The sequence below is a fragment of the Streptomyces sp. XY431 genome (assembly GCF_001279805.1).
GTDB lineage: Bacteria > Actinomycetota > Actinomycetes > Streptomycetales > Streptomycetaceae > Kitasatospora > Kitasatospora purpeofusca.
In genome coordinates, this window is record NZ_LGDO01000081.1 from 1 (window position 1) to 18,662 (window position 18,662).

At 76.6% G+C, this 18,662-nt stretch carries 2 protein-coding genes; both read right to left on the minus strand.

The genetic code is table 11. From position 1 onward, the window contains the following. The coding region (locus tag ADK60_RS11405; RefSeq protein WP_159400394.1) for a type I polyketide synthase at nt 1–5,748 on the minus strand (5,748 nt) is incomplete at its 3' end. A 37-nt stretch (nt 5,749–5,785) separates the two neighbouring features. After that, a partial coding sequence (locus ADK60_RS11410; RefSeq protein WP_053645375.1) for a type I polyketide synthase occupies nt 5,786–18,662 on the minus strand: 12,877 nt, incomplete at its 5' end.

Here is an 18,662-nt window from a genome sequence, read left to right on the forward strand (position 1 = left end):
CCAGGTGGTTTCCAGCAGCAGCCGCTGCTGCGGGTCCATCGCCAGGGCCTCGCGCGGCGAGATGCCGAAGAACTCCGCGTCGAACTCGGCCGCGTCGTGCAGGAAGCCGCCGTTTCGGGTGACGGAGGTGCCGACGCGGTCGGGATCGGGGTCGTAGAGGGTTTCGACGTCCCAGCCCCGGTCGGTGGGGAACCCGGAGATACCGTCGCGGCCCTCGTCCAGCATCCGCCACAGGTCCTCGGGCGAACGGACACCGCCGGGGAGGCGGCAGGCCGCGGAGACGATCGCGATCCGGTCGTCGTCCGCGTCCCGGTTCCGACCGGCCGGCCACGCGGGCACGGCAACGGCCGCGGCCGTTGCCGTGCCCGCTTCCGTGTCCGTGAGTCCGACGGCCAGGAAGTCCGCGAGCACCGCCGGGGTCGGGTGGTCGAACACCAGGCTGGCGGGAAGCCGCAGGCCGGTGGCGGCGTTCAGGCGGTTGCGCAGGTTCACCGAGGCCAGTGAGTCGAATCCCAGTTCACGGAAGGCCCGTCCGGGGTCGAGGGTGTCCGGGGAGGCGTGGCCGAGGACCGCTGCCGCGTGGGTGCGGACGAGTTCGACGAGCAGGCGGGTCCGGCCGGTGCCGTCGAGGGCCGCGAGGCGCAGACGCAGGGCGTTGTCCCCGGCCGTCGCCTCCGCGGCCGTGGCCGCCCGGCGCGGCGGTGTGCGCACCAGGCCGCGCAGCAGCGGCGGCAGGGTGCCGTCCGCCGCCGCGGACCGCAGGGCCGCCGTGTCGAGGCGGATCGGGACCAGGGCGGCCCGGTCCACGGTGAGGGCGGTGTCGAAGAGCACGAGCCCCCGCTCGGTGGAGAGCGGCGGCATCCCGGACCGGGCGAGGCGCCGGACGTCGTCCTCGTCCAGGTGTCCGGTGAGGGCGCTGGGCTGCTCCCACAGGGTCCAGGCCAGGGACTGGCCGGCCAGCCCCGCCGCCCGGCGCCGGACGGCCAGGGCGTCGAGGAAGGCGTTGGCGGCGGCGTAGTTGGCCTGTCCGGGGCCGCCGAAGGTGCCCGCGGCCGAGGAGAAGAGCACGAAGTGCGTGAGGTCGAGGTCGCGGGTCAGTTCGTGCAGGTGGAGGGCGGCGTCGACCTTGGGGCGCAGCACGGCGTCGACCCGTTCGGGGGTGAGTGCGGTGACGACGCCGTCGTCGAGGGTGCCCGCGGTGTGGACCACGGCGGTCAGCGGGTGCGCGGGCGGCAGGTCCGCGAGAACGGCGGCCAGCGCCGCGCGGTCGGCGGCGTCGCAGGCGACGACGGCGGTCTCGGCTCCCAGTGCGGCGAGTTCGGCGCGCAGTTCTTCGGCTCCGGCGGCGGCCGGGCCGCTGCGGGAGAGCAGCAGCAGGTGCCGGACGCCGTGCCCGGTGACCAGGCGGCGGGCGACGTGGGAACCGAGCAGGCCGGTGCCGCCGGTGACGAGGACCGTGCCGTCCGGGTCGAAGGACCGGAGGGGCGCGGCCGCGTCGTCCGGGAGGTCCGGGTCGTTCCTGAGGACCCGGGCCAGCCGGGGTACGCGGACGTCGCCGCCGCGGACCGCGGACTCCGGTTCTCCCGAGGCGAGGGCTGCGGCGACGACGTCCGCGGAGGTGCCGTGCTCGTCGTCGGCGTGGGCGTCGGCGTCCAGGTCGTGGTCGAGGTCGAGCAGGGCGAAGCGCCCGGGGTGTTCGGAGCGGGCCGAGCGGACCAGGCCCCAGAGCGCGCTGTGCGCGGGGTCGATGACGTCCTCCCCCTCCCCGGCGGCGACCGCGCCCCGGGTGGCGAACACCAGGCGCGAGTCGGCGAAGCGGTCGTCGGCGAGCCAGGTCCGGATGTCGGCGAGGGCCTGGTGGACGGCAGCGCGGACCGCGTCGGCCGGTCCGGCCGCGTCCGCGGGCTCCGTGCGGGCGAGCAGGACCGTTCCGGGCACCGGGGCTCCGGCGTCGACGGCGGCCAGCAGCATGGCCAGGTCCGCGGTGCGGTGGACGGGTGCGCCGCCGCCGCGCGAGGGTGCGGTGCCCCACTCCGTCGCGTAGAGGTCCTGGTGGCGCGCGCCCCGGGGGGCGCGGTCGGCGCCGGGGCCGGCGGTGCCCGCGGGCCGCAGGACCAGCGCGTCCACGGTCGCCACGGGGGCGCCGGCCGCGTCGGCGACGGTGAGTGCCACCGCGTCGGGTCCGGCCGGGGCGAGCCGGACGCGGATCGCGTCGGCACCGGTGGCATGCAGGGTCACGCCGCTCCAGGAGAACGGCAGCCGTCCCTCGGGGTGGGCGTCCGCGCCGGCGGTGCCGGGCACGCCGGTGGCGTGCAGGGCCGCGTCCAGCAGGGCGGGGTGCAGTCCGAAGCGGGCGGCGTCGGGGGCGGAGCCGGCGGGTGCGACGGCCTCCGCGAACACCTCGTCGCCGCGCCGCCAGGCCGCGCGCAGCCCCTGGAAGGCGGGGCCGTAGGCGAATCCGCCCGCCGCGAAGCGGTCGTACAGCCCGTCGAGGGCGAGGGGTTCGGCGCCGGGCGGCGGCCAGGGCATCGGCCCGCCGGCCTCGGCGCCGGCAGCGCCGTTCGTGCCGTCCGCGCCGTCCTGGGCCAGGACGCCGTCGGCGTGCCTGGTCCACTCGTCGTTCTCGGGGTCGCCGTCGGCGGGTGCGTCCGGCCGGGAGTGCAGGCTGAGCGGGCGGCGGCCCTGGGCGTCGGGCGCGCCCACGGTGAGCCGCAGCACGGTGCCGCCGTGTTCGGGCAGCACCAGGGGGGCTGCGAGGGTGAACTCCTCGACGCGGGGGCAGCCGACGCGGGCTCCGGCCTGGAGCGCGAGTTCCAGGAAGGCGGTGCCCGGGAGCAGGGCCCGGCCGCCGACTGCGTGGTCGGCGAGCCACGGGTGGGTGCGGGCCGACAGGCGGCCGGTGAGGAGCAGGCCGTCGCTGTCGGCGAGGACCACGACGGCGCCCAGCAGCGGATGGTCCGCGGGGGCCAGTCCGGCGGAGGTGACGTCGGCGACGGGCCCGGCGCCGTCCTCCAGCCAGTACGGGTCGCGCTGGAAGGCGTAGGTGGGCAGTTCCACCCGTCCGGGGCGGCGGCCGGCGAAAACGGCGTCCCAGTCCGGGGAGACTCCGCGCAGGTGGAGTTCGGCCAGGGACTCGGTGAACCGGCGCGGGCCGCCGTCGTCGCGGCGCAGGGTGCCCACGGCGGTGGCGTCGGCGCCCGCGTCCTCGGCGGTCTCCAGGACGCCGACCGTGAGGACGGGGTGCGGACTGCTCTCCAGGAGGACCTGGTAGCCGTCGGCGAGCAGGGCGCGGGTCGCCTGTTCGAAGCGGACGGTCCCGCGGAGATTGCGGTACCAGTAGTCGGCGTCCAGGGCGGTGGTGTCCTCCAGCAGGCCGCCGCTGAGGGTGGAGTAGAAGGGGATCGCCGACGGACGGGGGTCCAGTCCGTCGAGCCGGGCGAGCAGTTCGGCGCGGATGTCCTCGACGTGGGCGCTGTGCGAGGCGTAGTCGACGGGGATGCGGCGGCTGCGGACGTCCAGGGCCGTCGTCCGGTCGAGGAACGCGTCGAGCGCGTCGGTGTCGCCGGAGACCACGGTGGAGGCGGGTCCGTTGACGGCGGCGACGGAGAGCCGGCCGTCCCAGGGGGCGAGGTGTTCGGCGACCTGTTCGGCGGGCAGGGCCACCGAGGCCATGCCGCCGCGGCCGGACAGCGCGCGGATCGCCCGGCTGCGCAGGGCGACGACCCGGGCGGCGTCGTCCAGGGAGAGGGCCCCGGCCACGCACGCCGCCGCGATCTCGCCCTGGGAGTGGCCGACAACGGCGCCGGGGGTGATGCCGTAGGAGCGCCACAGTTCGGCCAGGGAGACCATGACGGCCCACAGCGCCGGCTGCACCACGTCGACGCGTTCGGCCGGCGGGGTGCCGGGGGCGCCGCGCAGGACGGCTTCCAGGGACCAGTCGACGAAGGGTGCCAGGGCGCGCTCGCAGTCCGCGACGCGGGCGGCGAAGACGGGGGCGGAGTCGAGGAGCTCGACGGCCATGCCGGCCCACTGGGTGCCCTGTCCGGGGAACACCAGGGCGACTTCGCCGCCGGTTCCGGCGGTGCCGAGGACCAGGCCGGGGGCGGTGCGCCCGGCGGCCAGGGCGTCGAGGCCGGCCCGGAACTCCTCGGGGCGGGTGCCGATCAGGACCGCCCGCTGCTCGTGCGCGGCGCGGGTCGTCGCGAGGGCGTGGCCGACCTCGGCCGGACCGGGCCCGGGGTGGGCGTCGAGGTGGTCACGGAGCCGGGCGGCCTGGGCGCGCAGCGCTTCGGCGGTGCGTCCGGAGAGCACCCAGGGGAGCACGGCGGGGGCGGCGGGGGCGGCGTCCTGGTCCGGGACGGGTTCGTCCGCCTGCTCCAGGACGACGTGTCCGTTGGTGCCGCTGACGCCGAAGGAGGACACCGCGGCCCGGCGCGGCCGTCCGGTCACGGGCCAGGGGGTGTTCGCGGTGACCAGGCGTACCGCGCCTGCGGTCCAGTCGATCTGCGGGGACGGGTCCTGCGCGTGCAGGGTGGGCGGGACGGTGCCGTGCCGCATGGCGAGGACGGTCTTGATGATGCCGCCGACGCCGGCCGCCGCCTGGGTGTGCCCGATGTTGGACTTCAGCGAGCCGAGCAGCAGCGGTTGCCCGTCCGCGCGGTCCTGCCCGTAGGTGGCCAGCAGGGCCTGGGCCTCGATCGGGTCGCCCAGCGGGGTGCCGGTGCCGTGCGCCTCGACCACGTCCACGTCGGCGGGGCCGAGTCCGGCGTTGGCCAGGGCGTGGCGGATGACGCGCTGCTGGGCGGGGCCGTTGGGGGCGGTGAGCCTGCTGCTGGCGCCGTCCTGGTTGACGGCGGTGCCGCGGATCAGCGCGAGGACCGGGTGGCCGTTGCGCCGGGCGTCGGAGAGACGCTCCAGCAGGAGCATGCCGACGCCCTCGCCCCAGCCGGTGCCGTCGGCGGAGGCGGCGAAGGACTTGCAGCGGCCGTCCCGGGCCAGGCCGCCCTGGCGGCTCATCTCCACGAACGGGACGGGTGTCGACATCACCATCGCGCCCCCGGCCAGGGCCAGGGTGCAGTCCCCGGCCCGCAGGGCCTGGGCGGCGAGGTGGACGGCGACCAGCGAGGAGGAGCAGGCGGTGTCGATGCTGACCGCCGGGCCCTCCAGACCGAAGGTGTAGGCGACGCGGCCGGAGGCGACGCTGTCGGAGCTGCCGCTGCCGATGTAGCCGGCCACGTCGTCGGGGACCTGGCGCAGCCGTACCGCGTAGTCCTGGTACATCACTCCGGCGAAGACTCCGGTCCTGCTGCCCCGCAGGGTCGCGGGGTCGATTCCGGCCCGTTCGAACGCCTCCCAGGTGGTCTCCAGGAGGAGCCGCTGCTGCGGGTCCATCGCGAGCGCCTCGCGCGGGGAGATCCCGAAGAATCCGGGGTCGAAGTGCCCGACGTCGTCGAGGAAGCCGCCCAGGGCGGTGTGGCTGGTGCCCTCGCGCAGTTGTTCCGGGTCGTCCAGGTGGTCCAGGTCCCAGCCCCGGTCGCGGGGGAAGCCGGTGATGGCGTCGGTGCCGTCGGTGACCAGCCGCCACAGGTCCTCGGGGGACCGTACGCCGCCGGGGTAGCGGCAGCTCATCGCGACGACCGCGATCGGTTCGCGGCCCGCTTCCTCGGCCTCGGTCAGGCGCCGGCGGGTGTGGTGCAGATCCGCCGTCACGCGCTTGAGGTAGTCCCTCAGCTTGTCGTCGTTCACCATCGGGAACCGCCGTCCTGGTTCGGGTGTCGGGTCGGTGTCATGACAGGCCGAGTTCGTTGTCGATGAGGTCGAAGAGTTCGTCGTCGCTGGCGCCGTCCATGCGGTCCTCGATGGAGTCGGCCGCCGTGCCGTCGCCGCCGGCCGCGGTGACCGCCAGGCCGAGGCGGCCCACGATCTCCCGGAGCCGTTCGGCGAGCCGGTCGCGGGCCGCCGGGTCGTCGAGGGCACCGTCGAGGGCGTCCTCCAGTCGGTCCAGTTCGGCGAGCCCGGGGACCGGGCCGGGCCCGGCGTCGGGGACCAGTTCGGCGGCGAGGTGTCCGGCGATCGCGGCCGGGGTGGGGTGGTCGAAGAGCAGGGTGGCCGGCAGGGGGTGGCCGGTGGCGGCACGCAGCCGGTTGCGCAGTTCCACCGCGGTCAGCGAGTCGAAGCCGACCTCCAGCAGACCGCGGCCGGGCTCGACCGCGGCCGGGCCGCTGTGGCCGAGCACCAGGGCGGCGTGGGAGCGGACCAGGTCGAGGAGGACCCGGCCGCGCTGGGCCTCGTTGAGGGAGCCGAGGCGCTGCTTCAGAGCCTCGGGCCCGTCGGGGCCGGTACCGGCGGCGGGGCCTGCGGCGCCGCGCCGGGCGGCGGGGCGCACCAGGCCGCGCAGCAGGGCGGGGACGCCGCCGGTGGCGGCCTGGGCGCGGACGGCCGCGGTGTCGAGCCGCAACGGGAGGACGACCGGCTCGTCGAGGGTGCCGGCCAGGTCGAGGAGCTCCAGGCCCCGGGCCGGGTCGAAGGCGATGATGCCGCCCCGGGCGATCCGTCGCAGGTCGGCCTCGGTGAGCCCGCCGGTCATCCCGGTGCTGTTGGCCCACAGGCCCCAGGCGAGGGAGCGGCCGGGCAGCCCGTCGGCGCGGCGCCGGTGGGCCAGTGCGTCCAGGAAGGCGTTGGCGGCGGCGTAGTTGCCCTGGCCCATGCCGCCGAAGACTCCGGCGATGGACGAGAACAGGACGAACTCGGACAGGTCCAGGCCCGCGGTGAGTTCGTGCAGGTTGATCGCCGCGTCCACCTTGGGGCGCAGGACGAGGTCCAGTTGCTCGGGCGTCATGGTGGCGACGACGCCGTCGGCCAGGACGCCGGCGGCGTGCACCACCCCGGTCAGCGGGTGTGCGGGGGGCAGGGCGGCCAGCAGGGCCGCGAGGGCGTCGCGGTCGGCGGCGTCGCAGGCGGTGATCTCGGCGTGCGCGCCCAGGGCGGCGAGTTCGGCGAGGAGTTCCGCCGCGCCGTCGGCGGCGGGGCCGCTGCGGCTGGTCAGCAGCAGGCGCCGGACGCCGTGTTCGGCGGCCAGGTGGCGGGCGACGTGGGCGCCGATGGCGCCGGTGCCGCCGGTGATCAGGACGGTTCCGTCGCCGCCCCAGCCGGGTGTGCGCCCGGCGGCGGCCAGCGGTACCCGGGCCAGCCGGGCGGCGTGGACGGCCCCGGCCCGGATCGCGAGCTGGGGTTCCCCGGAGGCGAGGGCTTCGGCGAGCAGGGCGGGCGGGGTGTCGTGGGCGTCCAGGTCCAGCAGGACGAAGCGGTCGGGGTTCTCGGTCTGCGCCGAGCGGACCAGGCCCCAGAGCGCGGCCAGGGCCGGATCCGGGACGTCGTCGCCGGTCACCGGGACGGCGCCGCTGGTGACCAGGACCAGCCTGGAGCCGGTCAGGCGCTCGTCGGCCAGCCAGTCGCGCAGCAGGGCGAGGACGGTGCCGAGGCCGTCGTGGGCCGCGTCGCGGAGGGTGCCGGGCGGCGCGTACGGGGCCGGGGCGGGCGGGCAGGCGGCCAGGACCAGGCGGGGCCGCAGGGCGCCCGCGTCGAGCAGTGCGGACAGCGCGGCGAGGTCGGGGACCGTCCGGCCGGGGAGCGGCGCGGCGCCGGAGGGCAGGGGCGTCCCGGTGCCGAGCACGGTCCAGGACTCCGGGTCGGGGACGGTGGCCGTCGCGGCGCGCTCGGGCAGGGCCTGCCACTCGGGGCGGAACAGGTCCTCGTGGTGTCCGGCGCGGCCGGCCTTGAAGCGGTCGGCCGATACGGGCCGCAGGACGAGGGAGCGGGCCGAGAGCACCGGCCGCCCGGTGGTGTCGGTCGCCCGTACGGCGACGGCGTCGCGGCCGGTGGGGGTCAGCCGCAGCCGGAGCTCGGTGGCGCCGGAGGCGTGCAGCCGCACCCCGTTCCAGGAGAACGGCAGCCAGCCCTGCGCGGGTCCCTCCAGGACGTCGAACACCAGCGCGTGCAGGGCCGCGTCCAGCAGGGCCGGGTGCAGGCCGAACGCGGCGGCGTCCGGCTGCTGCTCCTCCGGCAGGCTCGCGACGGCGTACACCTCGTCGCCGAGCCGCCAGGCCGCGCGCAGGCCCTGGAACGCGGGGCCGTAGGCGAATCCGCCGCCCGCGAAGCGGTCGTACAGGCCGTCCGTGTCGAGCGGGACGGCTCCGGGCGGCGGCCAGGCCTCGGGGTCCGCCGGGTCGCCCGGGTCGCCCGGGTCGCCCGGGTCCGGCGGCTCCGGGGCTCCGGCGGAGGTGAGCAGGCCGCTCGCGTGCCGGGTCCAGGGCGCGTCGGGACCGTCGGCGGCGGCCCGGGCGTGGACGCTCAGCGCGCGGGTGCCGGCGGCGTCCGGGCTCCCGACGGTGAGCTGGAGTGCGACGGCTCCGCCCGCCGGGAGCACCAGCGGTGCCTCCAGGGTCAGTTCCTCGACCCGGTCGCAGCCGACCTGGTCGCCCGCGCGGACCGCGAGTTCCAGGAACGCGGTGGCGGGGAACAGCACGCCCTCGTAGACGCCGTGGTCGGCCAGCCAGGGGTGGCTGCGGACGGAGAACCTGCCGGTGAAGAGGAAGCCGTCGGAGTCCGCGAGTTCCGTTCCGGCGCCGAGCAGCGGGTGGTCGACCGTCAGCAGTCCGGCCGCGGGCAGGCCGGCCGCGGCCGGGCCGCCCTCCAGCCAGTAGCTGCCGCGCTGGAAGGCGTACGTCGGCAGGTCGACGGCGGGGCGGGACGGGCCGCCGCCGTGGACGGCGCTCCAGTCCACGGGGACGCCCGTGACGTGCAGCCGGGCCAGGGCGGCCGTCGCCGAGGGTGCTTCGGGCCGGTCCTTGCGCAGCAGGGGCACCAGCACGGGGCCGCCGGTGTCGCCGGTCAGGCAGTCCTGGCCCATCGCGGTGAGCGCGCCGTCGGGCCCGAGCTCCAGGAACGCGGTCACGCCGTCGCGTTCCAGGTGGCGCACGCCGTCCTGGAAGCGGACGGTGCCGCGCACGTGCTCCACCCAGTAGTCCGGCGAGGCGAGCTGCTCGGCGGTGGCCGGCTCGCCCGTCAGGTCGGAGACCACGGGGACGGTGGGCTCCCCCGCGACGATCCGGGCCGCGACCTCGCGGAACTCGGCGAGCATCGGCTCCATGAGGGGCGAGTGGAAGGCGTGGGAGACCCGCAGCCGTCGGGTCTTGCGGCCGCGCGCGGCGAGCACGGCGGCGATCTCGTCCACCGCCGCCGCGGCGCCGGAGATCACGGTCGAGGCCGGGCCGTTGACCGCGGCCAGGCCGACCTCGCTCTCGCGGCCCGCGAGCAGCGGCAGCACCTCCTCCTCCCCCGCGGCGAGGGCGGCCATCGCGCCGCCCTCCGGGAGGTCCTGCATCAGCCGTCCCCGCGCGACCACCAGCGCTGCGGCGTCGGGCAGGGCGAACACCCCGGCGACATGGGCGGCGGCCAGCTCTCCCACGGAGTGGCCGAGCAGCCGGTCGGGACGCACGCCCCAGTGCTCGACGAGGCGGAACAGGGCGACGCCGAGGGCGAACAGGGCGGGCTGGGTGTACTCGGTGCGGTCCAGCAGGCCGTGGCCGGGGTCGCCGGGAGCCGCGTCGATCACCTCCCTCAGCGGGCGGTCGAGCAGCGGGTCGAGTTCCGCGCAGACCGCGTCGAAGGCGTCGGCGAAGACCGGGAACCGCGCGTACAGTTCGGCGCCCATGCCGGTGCGCTGGCTGCCCTGGCCGGGGAACAGGAAGGCGGTCCTCGCGGCCGCGCCGGTGACACCGCGCACCAGGTCCGCCGACGGCTCCCCGGCGGCGAGGGCGGTGAGCCCCTGGAGCAGGGTCTCCCGGTCCGTGCCGGTGAGGGCGGCCCGGTGCTCGAAGGCGCTGCGGTTCAGTGCCAGGGAGCGGCCCAGGTCCGCGACGGCGAGGGTCGGGGCGTGCTCCACGTGCTGGAGCAGCCGGGCCGCCTGCTCCCGCAGCGCGTCCGCGCTGCGGGCGGAGAGCAGCCAGGGCAGGGCGGGTGCGGCAGCCGGAACCGGCGCGGGTGCGGCGGCCGGGGCCGGTTCGGTGGGCTGTTCGAGGATGGTGTGGGCGTTGGTGCCGCTGACTCCGAACGACGACACCGCGGCCCGCCGGGGGCGGCCCGTCTCCGGCCACGGGGTGTCCTCGGTGAGCAGCCGGACCGCGCCTGCCGACCAGTCCACGTGCGGTGTCGGCGCGTCGACGTGGAGGGTGCGCGGCAGCGCCCCGTGCCGCATGGCCTGCACCATCTTGATGATGCCGGCGACGCCTGCGGCGGCCTGGCTGTGTCCGATGTTCGACTTCAGCGACCCCAGCCACAGCGGCTGCCCCGCGTCGCGTTCCCGGCCGTACGTGGCCAGCAGCGCCTGGGCCTCGATCGGGTCGCCCAGCCGGGTCCCGGTGCCGTGCGCCTCCACCGCGTCGACCTCGGCGGCGGTCAGTCCGGCGTCGGCGAGGGCCGCCCGGACGACCCGCTGCTGGGAGGGCCCGTTGGGGGCGGTCAGGCCGTTGCTGGCGCCGTCCTGGTTGACGGCGGAGCCGCGTACGAGGGCGAGCACCGGGTGGCCGTTGCGCCGGGCGTCCGAGAGGCGTTCCAGGACGAGCAGTCCGGCGCCCTCGGCCCAGGAGGTGCCGTCGGCGGCAGCGGCGAACGGTTTGCAGCGGCCGTCCTCGGCGAGCACCCGTTGCCGGCTGAACTCCACGAACGCGCCCGGTGTCGACATCACGGTCACCCCGCCCGCGAGCGCCAGCGAGCATTCGCCGGCCCGCAGTGACCGGGCCGCGAGGTGGACGGCGACCAGCGACGAGGAGCACGCCGTGTCGACGGTCACCGCGGGCCCTTCGAGGCCGAGGCTGTAGGAGATCCGCCCGGACGCCACGCTGCCCGCGCTGCCGATGCCGAGGTAGCCCTCGAACTCCTCGGAGGGTTCGGCGACACGCGACCCGTAGTCGTGGTGGCTGCATCCGACGAAGACGCCGCTCGCGCTGCCCTTGAGCGACAGCGGGTCGATGCCGGCCCGCTCGAACGCCTCCCAGGAGAGTTCCAGCAGCAGCCGCTGCTGGGGGTCGATGGTCAGCGCCTCGCGCGGGGAGATCCCGAAGAAGGCCGGGTCGAAGCGGTCGGCGTCGTGGAGGAAGCCGCCCTCCCGCGCGTAGGTGCTGCCGACCCGGTCCGGGTCCGGGTCGTAGAGGCCGTCCAGGTCCCAGCCCCGTCCGGTGGGGAAGCCGGTGATCGCGTCCTGTCCGCCCGCGACGAGCTCCCACAGCTCCTCGGGGGTGGTGACGCCGCCGGGGTAGCGGCAGCTCATGGCGACCACGGCGATCGCCTCGTCCTCGGGCACCGCGGCGGCCGCGGGCACCGGCCCGGGAGCGCCGGGCGTCTCCGTGGCGGGGGCGCCCGGCAGTTCGGCGCGCAGGTGTCCGGCCAGCGCCGTGGCCGTGGGGTAGTCGAAGGCCAGGGTCACCGACAGGCGCAGGCCGGTGGCCGCCGCGAGCCGGTTGCGCAGTTCGACGGCGGTCAGCGAGTCGAAGCCGATCTCCTTGAACGCCTGGTCGGGTCCCACCGCCTCGGGCCCGGGGTGGCCGAGCACGGCGGCGACCTCGGAGCGGACCAGGTCCAGCAGGGCCCGGTCCCGTTCCGCCGGGGGCAGCGCGGCCAGCCGCAGGGCCGGCGGCTCGGCGCCGTCGGCCGTCCTCCGGGAGGCGCCTGCGGCGGCGAGTGCGTCCCGCACCTCGGGCAGGTCCCCGAGGGCGGCACTGGGCCGGAGCGCGGTGAACGCCCGGGTGAAGCGGTCCCAGGCGAAGTCGGCGACGAGGACGGCCGTGTCCTCGTGGTCGAGGGCCCGGCGCAGCGCGATCGTGGCCGTGGCGGGATCCATGGCGGGCAGGCCGTCCCGGATCAGCCGTTCGGCGACGGCTCCGGAGGCGAGGCTGTCGCCGCCCCACAGGCCCCAGGCCACCGAGGTGCCGGGCAGGCCGAGGTCGCGGCGCTGCCGGGCCAGGGCGTCGAGGTAGGCGTTGGCGGCGGCGTAGCTGCCCTGGCCGGTGCCGCCGAGCGTGCCGGCGAGCGAGGAGAACAGTACGAAGGCGGTCAGGTCGAGTCCGCGGGTGAGCGCGTCGAGGTTGCGTGCGCCGTCGAGCTTGGGCCGCAGGACGCCGGCCGCGCGTTCGGGGGTGATCGAGTCGATCACCCCGTCGTCGAGGACACCGGCGGTGTGCAGGACCGCTCGCAGCGGGCGCTCGGCCGGGATGCCGGCGAGCAGTTCCGCCAGCGCGTCCCGGTCGGCGACGTCGCACGCCACCGCGGTGGCGTCGGCGCCGAGGCCGCGCAGTTCGGCCAGCAGCGCTTCGGCCCCCGGGGCCTGTGCGCCGCGCCGGCTGGTGAGCAGCAGGTGCGCGGTGCCGGTGCGGGCGAGCCATCGGGCGATCTGGGCGCCGAGGCCGCCGGTGCCGCCGGTGATCAGGACCGTGCCCTCGGGTGTCCAGTCGCGCACGGGGGCGGTGTCACCGAGTCCGGCGTGGACGACCCGGCGGCCGTAGAGGCCGGTGGCGCGTACCGCCAGCTGGTCCTCGCCGTCGGGGCTCGTCAGTGCTCCGGCGAGCCGGGTCGCGGCCCGGTCGTCGAGCTGTCGCGGCAGGTCGACCAGGCCCGCCCACCGCTGCGGGTACTCGACACCGGCGACCGCGCCGAGGCCCCAGGCCAGCGCCTGGAGCGTGCTGTCGATCCGGTCGGAGCGGCCGACCGACACCGCGCCCCGGGTGGCGCCCCAGAGCGGGGTGTCGGTACCGAGGTCGCCCAGGGCCTGGAGGAGCGCGACCGTCAGGGTGAGGCCGAGGGGGAGCGCCGAGCCGTCGCCGTGCGGCTCCTCGGCCAGGGCGAGCAGCGACAGGATTCCGGCGGGCGGCCCGTCGGCCCGCTCCTGGGCGTCCCGGAGCAGTGCGGCGAACCGGGTCCGGTCGGTCGCGTCGGGGCCCGCCTCGACCAGGACGGGTGCGGCGCCGTGTCCGCGCAGGGCGTCCACGGCGAACGCGACGGCCGGGTCGTCGGCGGCGCCGGCCGGGGCGACGACGAGCCAGCCGCCGGCGAGCCGGGGCCGCTCGGCTGCCGGCAGGGGCTTCCAGGCGACCCGGTAGCGCCAGCTGTCGGCGGTCCGGTCGCCGGCCCGGCCGCGCGCCCACTCGGCGAGGGTGGGCACCAGGGAGGCGAGGGAGGCCCTCAGTTCCCCGTCCTCGACCCGCAGGGTGGTGGCGAGGGCGTCCAGGTCGCCGTGGTCGACCGCCTCCCAGAAGCCGGAGTCGGCCGGGGCGGCGCCGGTCGTGGCACCCGTGCCGGTCATGGCGTCGGCGGGCCGGTCGGGGGTGGTGTCCAGCCAGTAGCGCTGCTGCTGGAAGGCGTAGGTGGGCAGGGGTCGCCTGCGGGCGCCGGTTCCGGCGAACACCGTGCCCCAGTCCACCGGCAGTCCGCGTACCTGGAGTTCGGTGAGTGCGGCGAGGAAGCGGCCGGGGCCGCCCTCGGCGCGGCGCAGGGTGCCGACGACGGCTCCGTCGCCGGCCCCGGCCGCTTCGACGGCCTGCTGGAGCCAGACGGTCAGCGCGGGATGGGTACTGCACTCGACGAACGTGTGGTGTCCGTCGGCGATGAGTGCGTCGACCGCCCGTCCGAACTCCACCGGCCGGCGCAGGTTCTCGTACCAGTACGCGGCGTCCAGGCCCAGGGTGTCCAGGGGGCCGCCGCTGACCGTGGAGTAGAACGGGATGTCGGACGTCCGCGGCGCGGTGCCGCCGAGGAGGGTGAGCAGTTCCTCGCGGAGCTCCTCCACCTGGGGCGAGTGTCCGGCGAAGTCCACGCCGGGGACCGGCCAGGTCAGGACGCCCGCCTCGGAGTACTGCTCGCGCAGTCGTTCCAGTGCCGCCGGGTCGCCGGAGACCGTCACCGACGTCGGCCCGTTGACCGCGGCGACGTCGAGGTCCCGGTAGTGGGCGGACAGTGTGTCGCGTACGGCTTCGACCGGCTGCGGCACGAACAGCATGCCGCCGCGCCCGGTCAGGGCCAGCAGGGCCCGGCTGCGCAGGGCGACGATCCGGGCCGCGTCGTCCAGCGAGAGCGCGCCGGCCACACAGGCGGCGGCGATCTCCCCCTGGGAGTGGCCGACCACGGCGTCGGGGACGATCCCGTGCGCCCGCCACAGCTCGGCCAGCGACACCATCACGGCGAACAGCACCGGCTGCACCACGTCCACCCGGTCCAGCGGCGGCGCGTCGGGCTCCTCCCGCAGGACCGCGAGCAGCGACCAGTCCAGGTGCGGGGCGAGGGCGCGTTCACAGGCCGCGATCCGGTCGGCGAAGGCCGGGGCGTGGTCGAGCAGTTCCCGGGCCATGCCGGCCCACTGGGATCCCTGGCCGGGGAAGACGAGGACGGTCCTGGCCGACCGGGCGACGGTGCCTTCGACCAGGCCGGGTGCGCGGTCTCCCGCGGCCAGCGCGGCCAGGCCGCCCAGCAGGGTCGCGCGGTCGTCGCCGACGACGGCCGCGCGGTGCTCGAAGGCGGTCCTGGTGGTGGCCAGCGAGTAGCCGACGTCGACGGACGACAGCTCCGGGTGCTCCGTCAGGTGCGCGTGCAGCCGTTCCGCCTGGGCCTTCACCGCCTCGGCGGTCCGCCCGGACAGGACCCACGGGACGGCGGCCCGCGAGGGGTCCGGATCCGTCGCGCCCGACTCGGCGGACGGGACCGCGGACGGACCGGCGGCGGGTGCGGGTTCGGCGGGCGGCTGCTCGACGACGACATGGGCGTTGGTGCCGCTCAGGCCGAACGAGGACACTCCGGCCCGGCGCGGTCGGCCGGTCTCCGGCCAGGGCGCGGCCTCGGTCAGCAGGGCGACGGCGCCCGCCGTCCAGTCGACGTTCGGGGACGGCCGGTCGATGTGCAGGGTCTGCGGCAGCTCGCCGTGCTCCATGGCCAGCACCATCTTGATGATGCCGCCGACCCCGGCGGCGGCCTGGGTGTGCCCGATGTTCGACTTCAGCGACCCGAGCCGCACCGGCCGGTCGGCCAGCCGGTCCTGGCCGTAGGTGGCCAGCAGCGCGTCGGCCTCGATCGGGTCGCCCAGCCTGGTCCCGGTGCCGTGCGCCTCGACGGCGTCCACGTCGGCGGCCGTCAGCCGGGCGTTCGCCAGCGCGTCGCGGATCACCCGCTGCTGGGCCAGACCGCTGGGCGCGGTCAGCCCGTTGCTCGCGCCGTCCTGGTTGATGGCCGAGCCACGCAGCACCGCGAGCACCGGGTGGCCGTTGCGGCGGGCGTCGGAGAGGCGTTCCAGGAGCAGCAGGCCCACGCCCTCGGCCATGCCGAAGCCGTCCGCCGAGGCGGCGAAGGACTTGCAGCGGCCGTCCTCGGCGAGCCCGCGCTGCCGGCTGAAGCCGGTGAACGACAGCGGGGTGCCCATCACCGTGACACCGCCGGCCAGGGCCAGCGCGCATTCGCCCGAGCGCAGCGACTGCGCGGCGAGGTGGACCGCCACCAGCGACGAGGAGCAGGCCGTGTCCACGGTCACGGCGGGCCCCTGGAGGCCGAGCTGGTAGGCGACCCGCCCGGACAGGACGCTGGTGGAGATGCCCGCGATGAACAGGCCCTCCAACTCCTCGGGGACGTCGCGCAGGGTGCCGCCGTAGCCCTGGTAGGAGGCGCCGGCGAAGACCCCGGTCCGGGTGCCGTGCAGGGACGCCGGGTCGATGCCGGCGCGCTCGATCGCCTCCCAGGAGGTTTCGAGCAGCAGTCGCTGCTGCGGGTCCATGGCCAGGGCCTCGCGCGGCGAGATCCCGAAGAATCCGGGGTCGAAACGGTCCGCGTCGCTGACGAACCCGCCCGCGGCGGCGTAGCTCCGGCCTGGCCGGTCGGGGTCCGCGTCGTACAGCGCGTCGAGGTCCCAGCCCCGGTCGGACGGCAGCCCGGAGACGGCGTCGCGCCCGTCGGCGACCAGGCGCCACAGGTCCTCGGGGGTGCGTACACCGCCCGGGTAGCGGCAGCTCATGGAGACGATCACGACGGGGTCGTCGTCCGCGTCGGGTGCCGCCGACGGGAGCGGCGGGACGGTGGCGGGCTCCTCGGCGGCGCCCAGCAGTCCGGTCTCCAGGCGCCGGGCGAGCGCGGTCGCCGACGAGTAGTCGAAGACGACGGTGACCGGGAGCCGCAGGCCGGTGGCGGTGTTGAGCCGGTTGCGCATGTCCACGGCGGTCAGCGAGTCGAAGCCCAGGTCGCGGAAGGCGCGGCCGGGCGCGACGGCGTCCGGCGAGTCGTGACCGAGGACGGCGGCCGCGTGGGTCCGGACCAGGTCGACCAGCGTCCTGGTCCGCTCGGCCGCCGGAAGCGGCGCCAGCCGGTCGCGCAGTGCCGAGGGCGCTCCCTCGGCCCCGGTCCCGCCGGTCTCCGGTTCGGCGGCCAGCGCGGCGCGCACCTCGGGGAGTTCCCCGATCAGCGGGCTGGGGCGGGCCGAGGTGAAGACCGTGGCGAAGCGGTCCCAGTCGATGTCGGCGACCACGACCACCGTCTCGTCGTGGTCCAGGACCTGCTGGAGCCCGGTGATCGCGACGGCGGGCGGCATGAAGAGCACGCCGTGGCCGCGCAGGGTCTCCTCCGCCAGTTCGGCCGCCATCCCGGCCCCGCCCTCGGGGTTCCAGATCCCCCACACCACGGAGGTCGCGGCGAGGCCCCGGCTCCTGCGGTCCTCGGCCAGGCCGTCGAGGTAGGCGTTGGCGGCGGCGTACGCGCCGTGGACGGCGCTGCCCCACACCCCGGAGATGGAGGAGAACAGCACGAACGCGTCGAGCGTGTCCCGGTCGAAGAGCAGGTCCAGGTTCCTGGCCCCGCCGGCCTTGGCGTGGAAGGTGTCGGCGAACTCGTCCGCATCGGTGTCGGGAAGCGGCACCAGCAGCCCCGCCCCCGCGGCGTGGAAGACGGTACTGATCCGGTGGCCGTCGTGTTCGAGGCCGTCCTTCAGCGCGCGCAGGGCCTCCAGGTCGCCGACGTCGCACGCGGCCAGGGTGACCCGGGCGCCGAGGGCGGCCAGTTCCTCGGAGAGCTCCGGCGCACCCGGCGCGTCCGCGCCGCGCCGGCTCACCAGCACCAGGTGCCCGGCTCCCCGCCGGGCCAGCCAGCGGGCGATCTGCGCGCCGATCCCGCCGGTACCGCCGGTGATCAGCACGGTGCCCCCGGGCCGCCACCTCCGCCGCGGTCCGGTGTCGCCCAGGGCGGACCGGACCAGCCGCCGGCCGTGGCAGCCGGTGGCCCGTACGGCCACCTGGTCCTCGTCCCCGGCCCCGCCGGCCAGCACCCGGCACAGCCGCGCGGCGGCGTCCGGGCCGAGGACCTCCGGGAGGTCGATCAGACCGCCCCAACGCTGCGGGAACTCCAGTGCGGCGACCCGGCCCAGACCCCACAGCAGGTTCTGCGCGGCGCTGACCGGACCCCCGTTGCCCGTGTCCCCGACCGACACCGCGCCCCGGGTCGCCCACCACAGGGGCGCGCCGGTCCCGGCATCGCCGAGGGCCTGCACCAGCGCCAGGTTGAGCGCGGTGCCCAGCGGGACGGAGGGGTGCGCCGAGTGCGGGCGCTCGTCGAGGCCCAGCAGCGACAGCACTCCCGTCACCGGGCCGGGCAGCGCGTCGAGGGACGCGCGGACCCGGTCGGCCAGCACGGCGCGGTCGGCCTCCGCCTCGGTGGTCCGCAGGTGGACCACCGAGGCCCCGGCCTGTTCCAGCACGTGGACGGTCGCCTCCGACCGGCTTGCCCCGTCCTCGGACCGACCGTCCGACGACAGGACGAGCCAGTTGCCGTCCAGTGCGGCCGGCGGCCCCTCGGGCAGGGCCCGCCAGGTCACGCGGTAGCGCCAGGAGTCGACCACCGAACGCTCGGTGCGCTCGGTGCGCCAAGTGGCGAGCGCGGGGAGCACCACGTTCAGCGGGTCCTCGGGCGCCACCCCGAGGGCCGTGGTGAACCGGTCCAGGTCACCACCGCCCAGGGCCTCCCAGAGGTCGTCGCCCGCCGGGGCCGTTCCGGAGGGACCGCCCGTGGGGCCGGTGTCCTCCAGCCAGTACGGGCGACGCTGGAAGGGGTAGGTAGGCAGGGAGACACTGCCCGGACGCTGTCCGGTGAACACCCGGTCCCAGTCGGGCAGCAGACCGCCCGCGTATGCCTCGCCCAGGGACGTCAGGAAGCGGTCGAGGCCGCCCTCGCCGCGCCGCAGTGTGCCCACGACCACGGCGGGGCCCTGCGCGGAGCCGGCGGTGTCGGCCGCGTCGGCGGTCTGCTGGACACCGAAGGTGAGCACGGGGTGCGGGCTGGACTCGACGAAGAACCGGAAGCCCTCGCCCAGCAGCGTGTCCGTGGCCCGCCCGAACTCGACCGTCTCCCGCAGGTTCCGGTACCAGTACTCCGCGTCCAGGGCCTTGGTGTCCAGCCAGTCGCCCGTCACCGTCGAGAAGAACGGCACCGAAGCGGAGAGCGGCACGACGCCGTCAAGGTCGACGAGGAGACGCTCCCGGATCTCCTCCACGTGCGCGGAGTGCGACGCGTAGTCCACCTCGATCACACGTGCCCGCACACCCTCACCGACCAGCGCGTCGACCAGCGCCCTGACCGCGTCCGCGTCACCC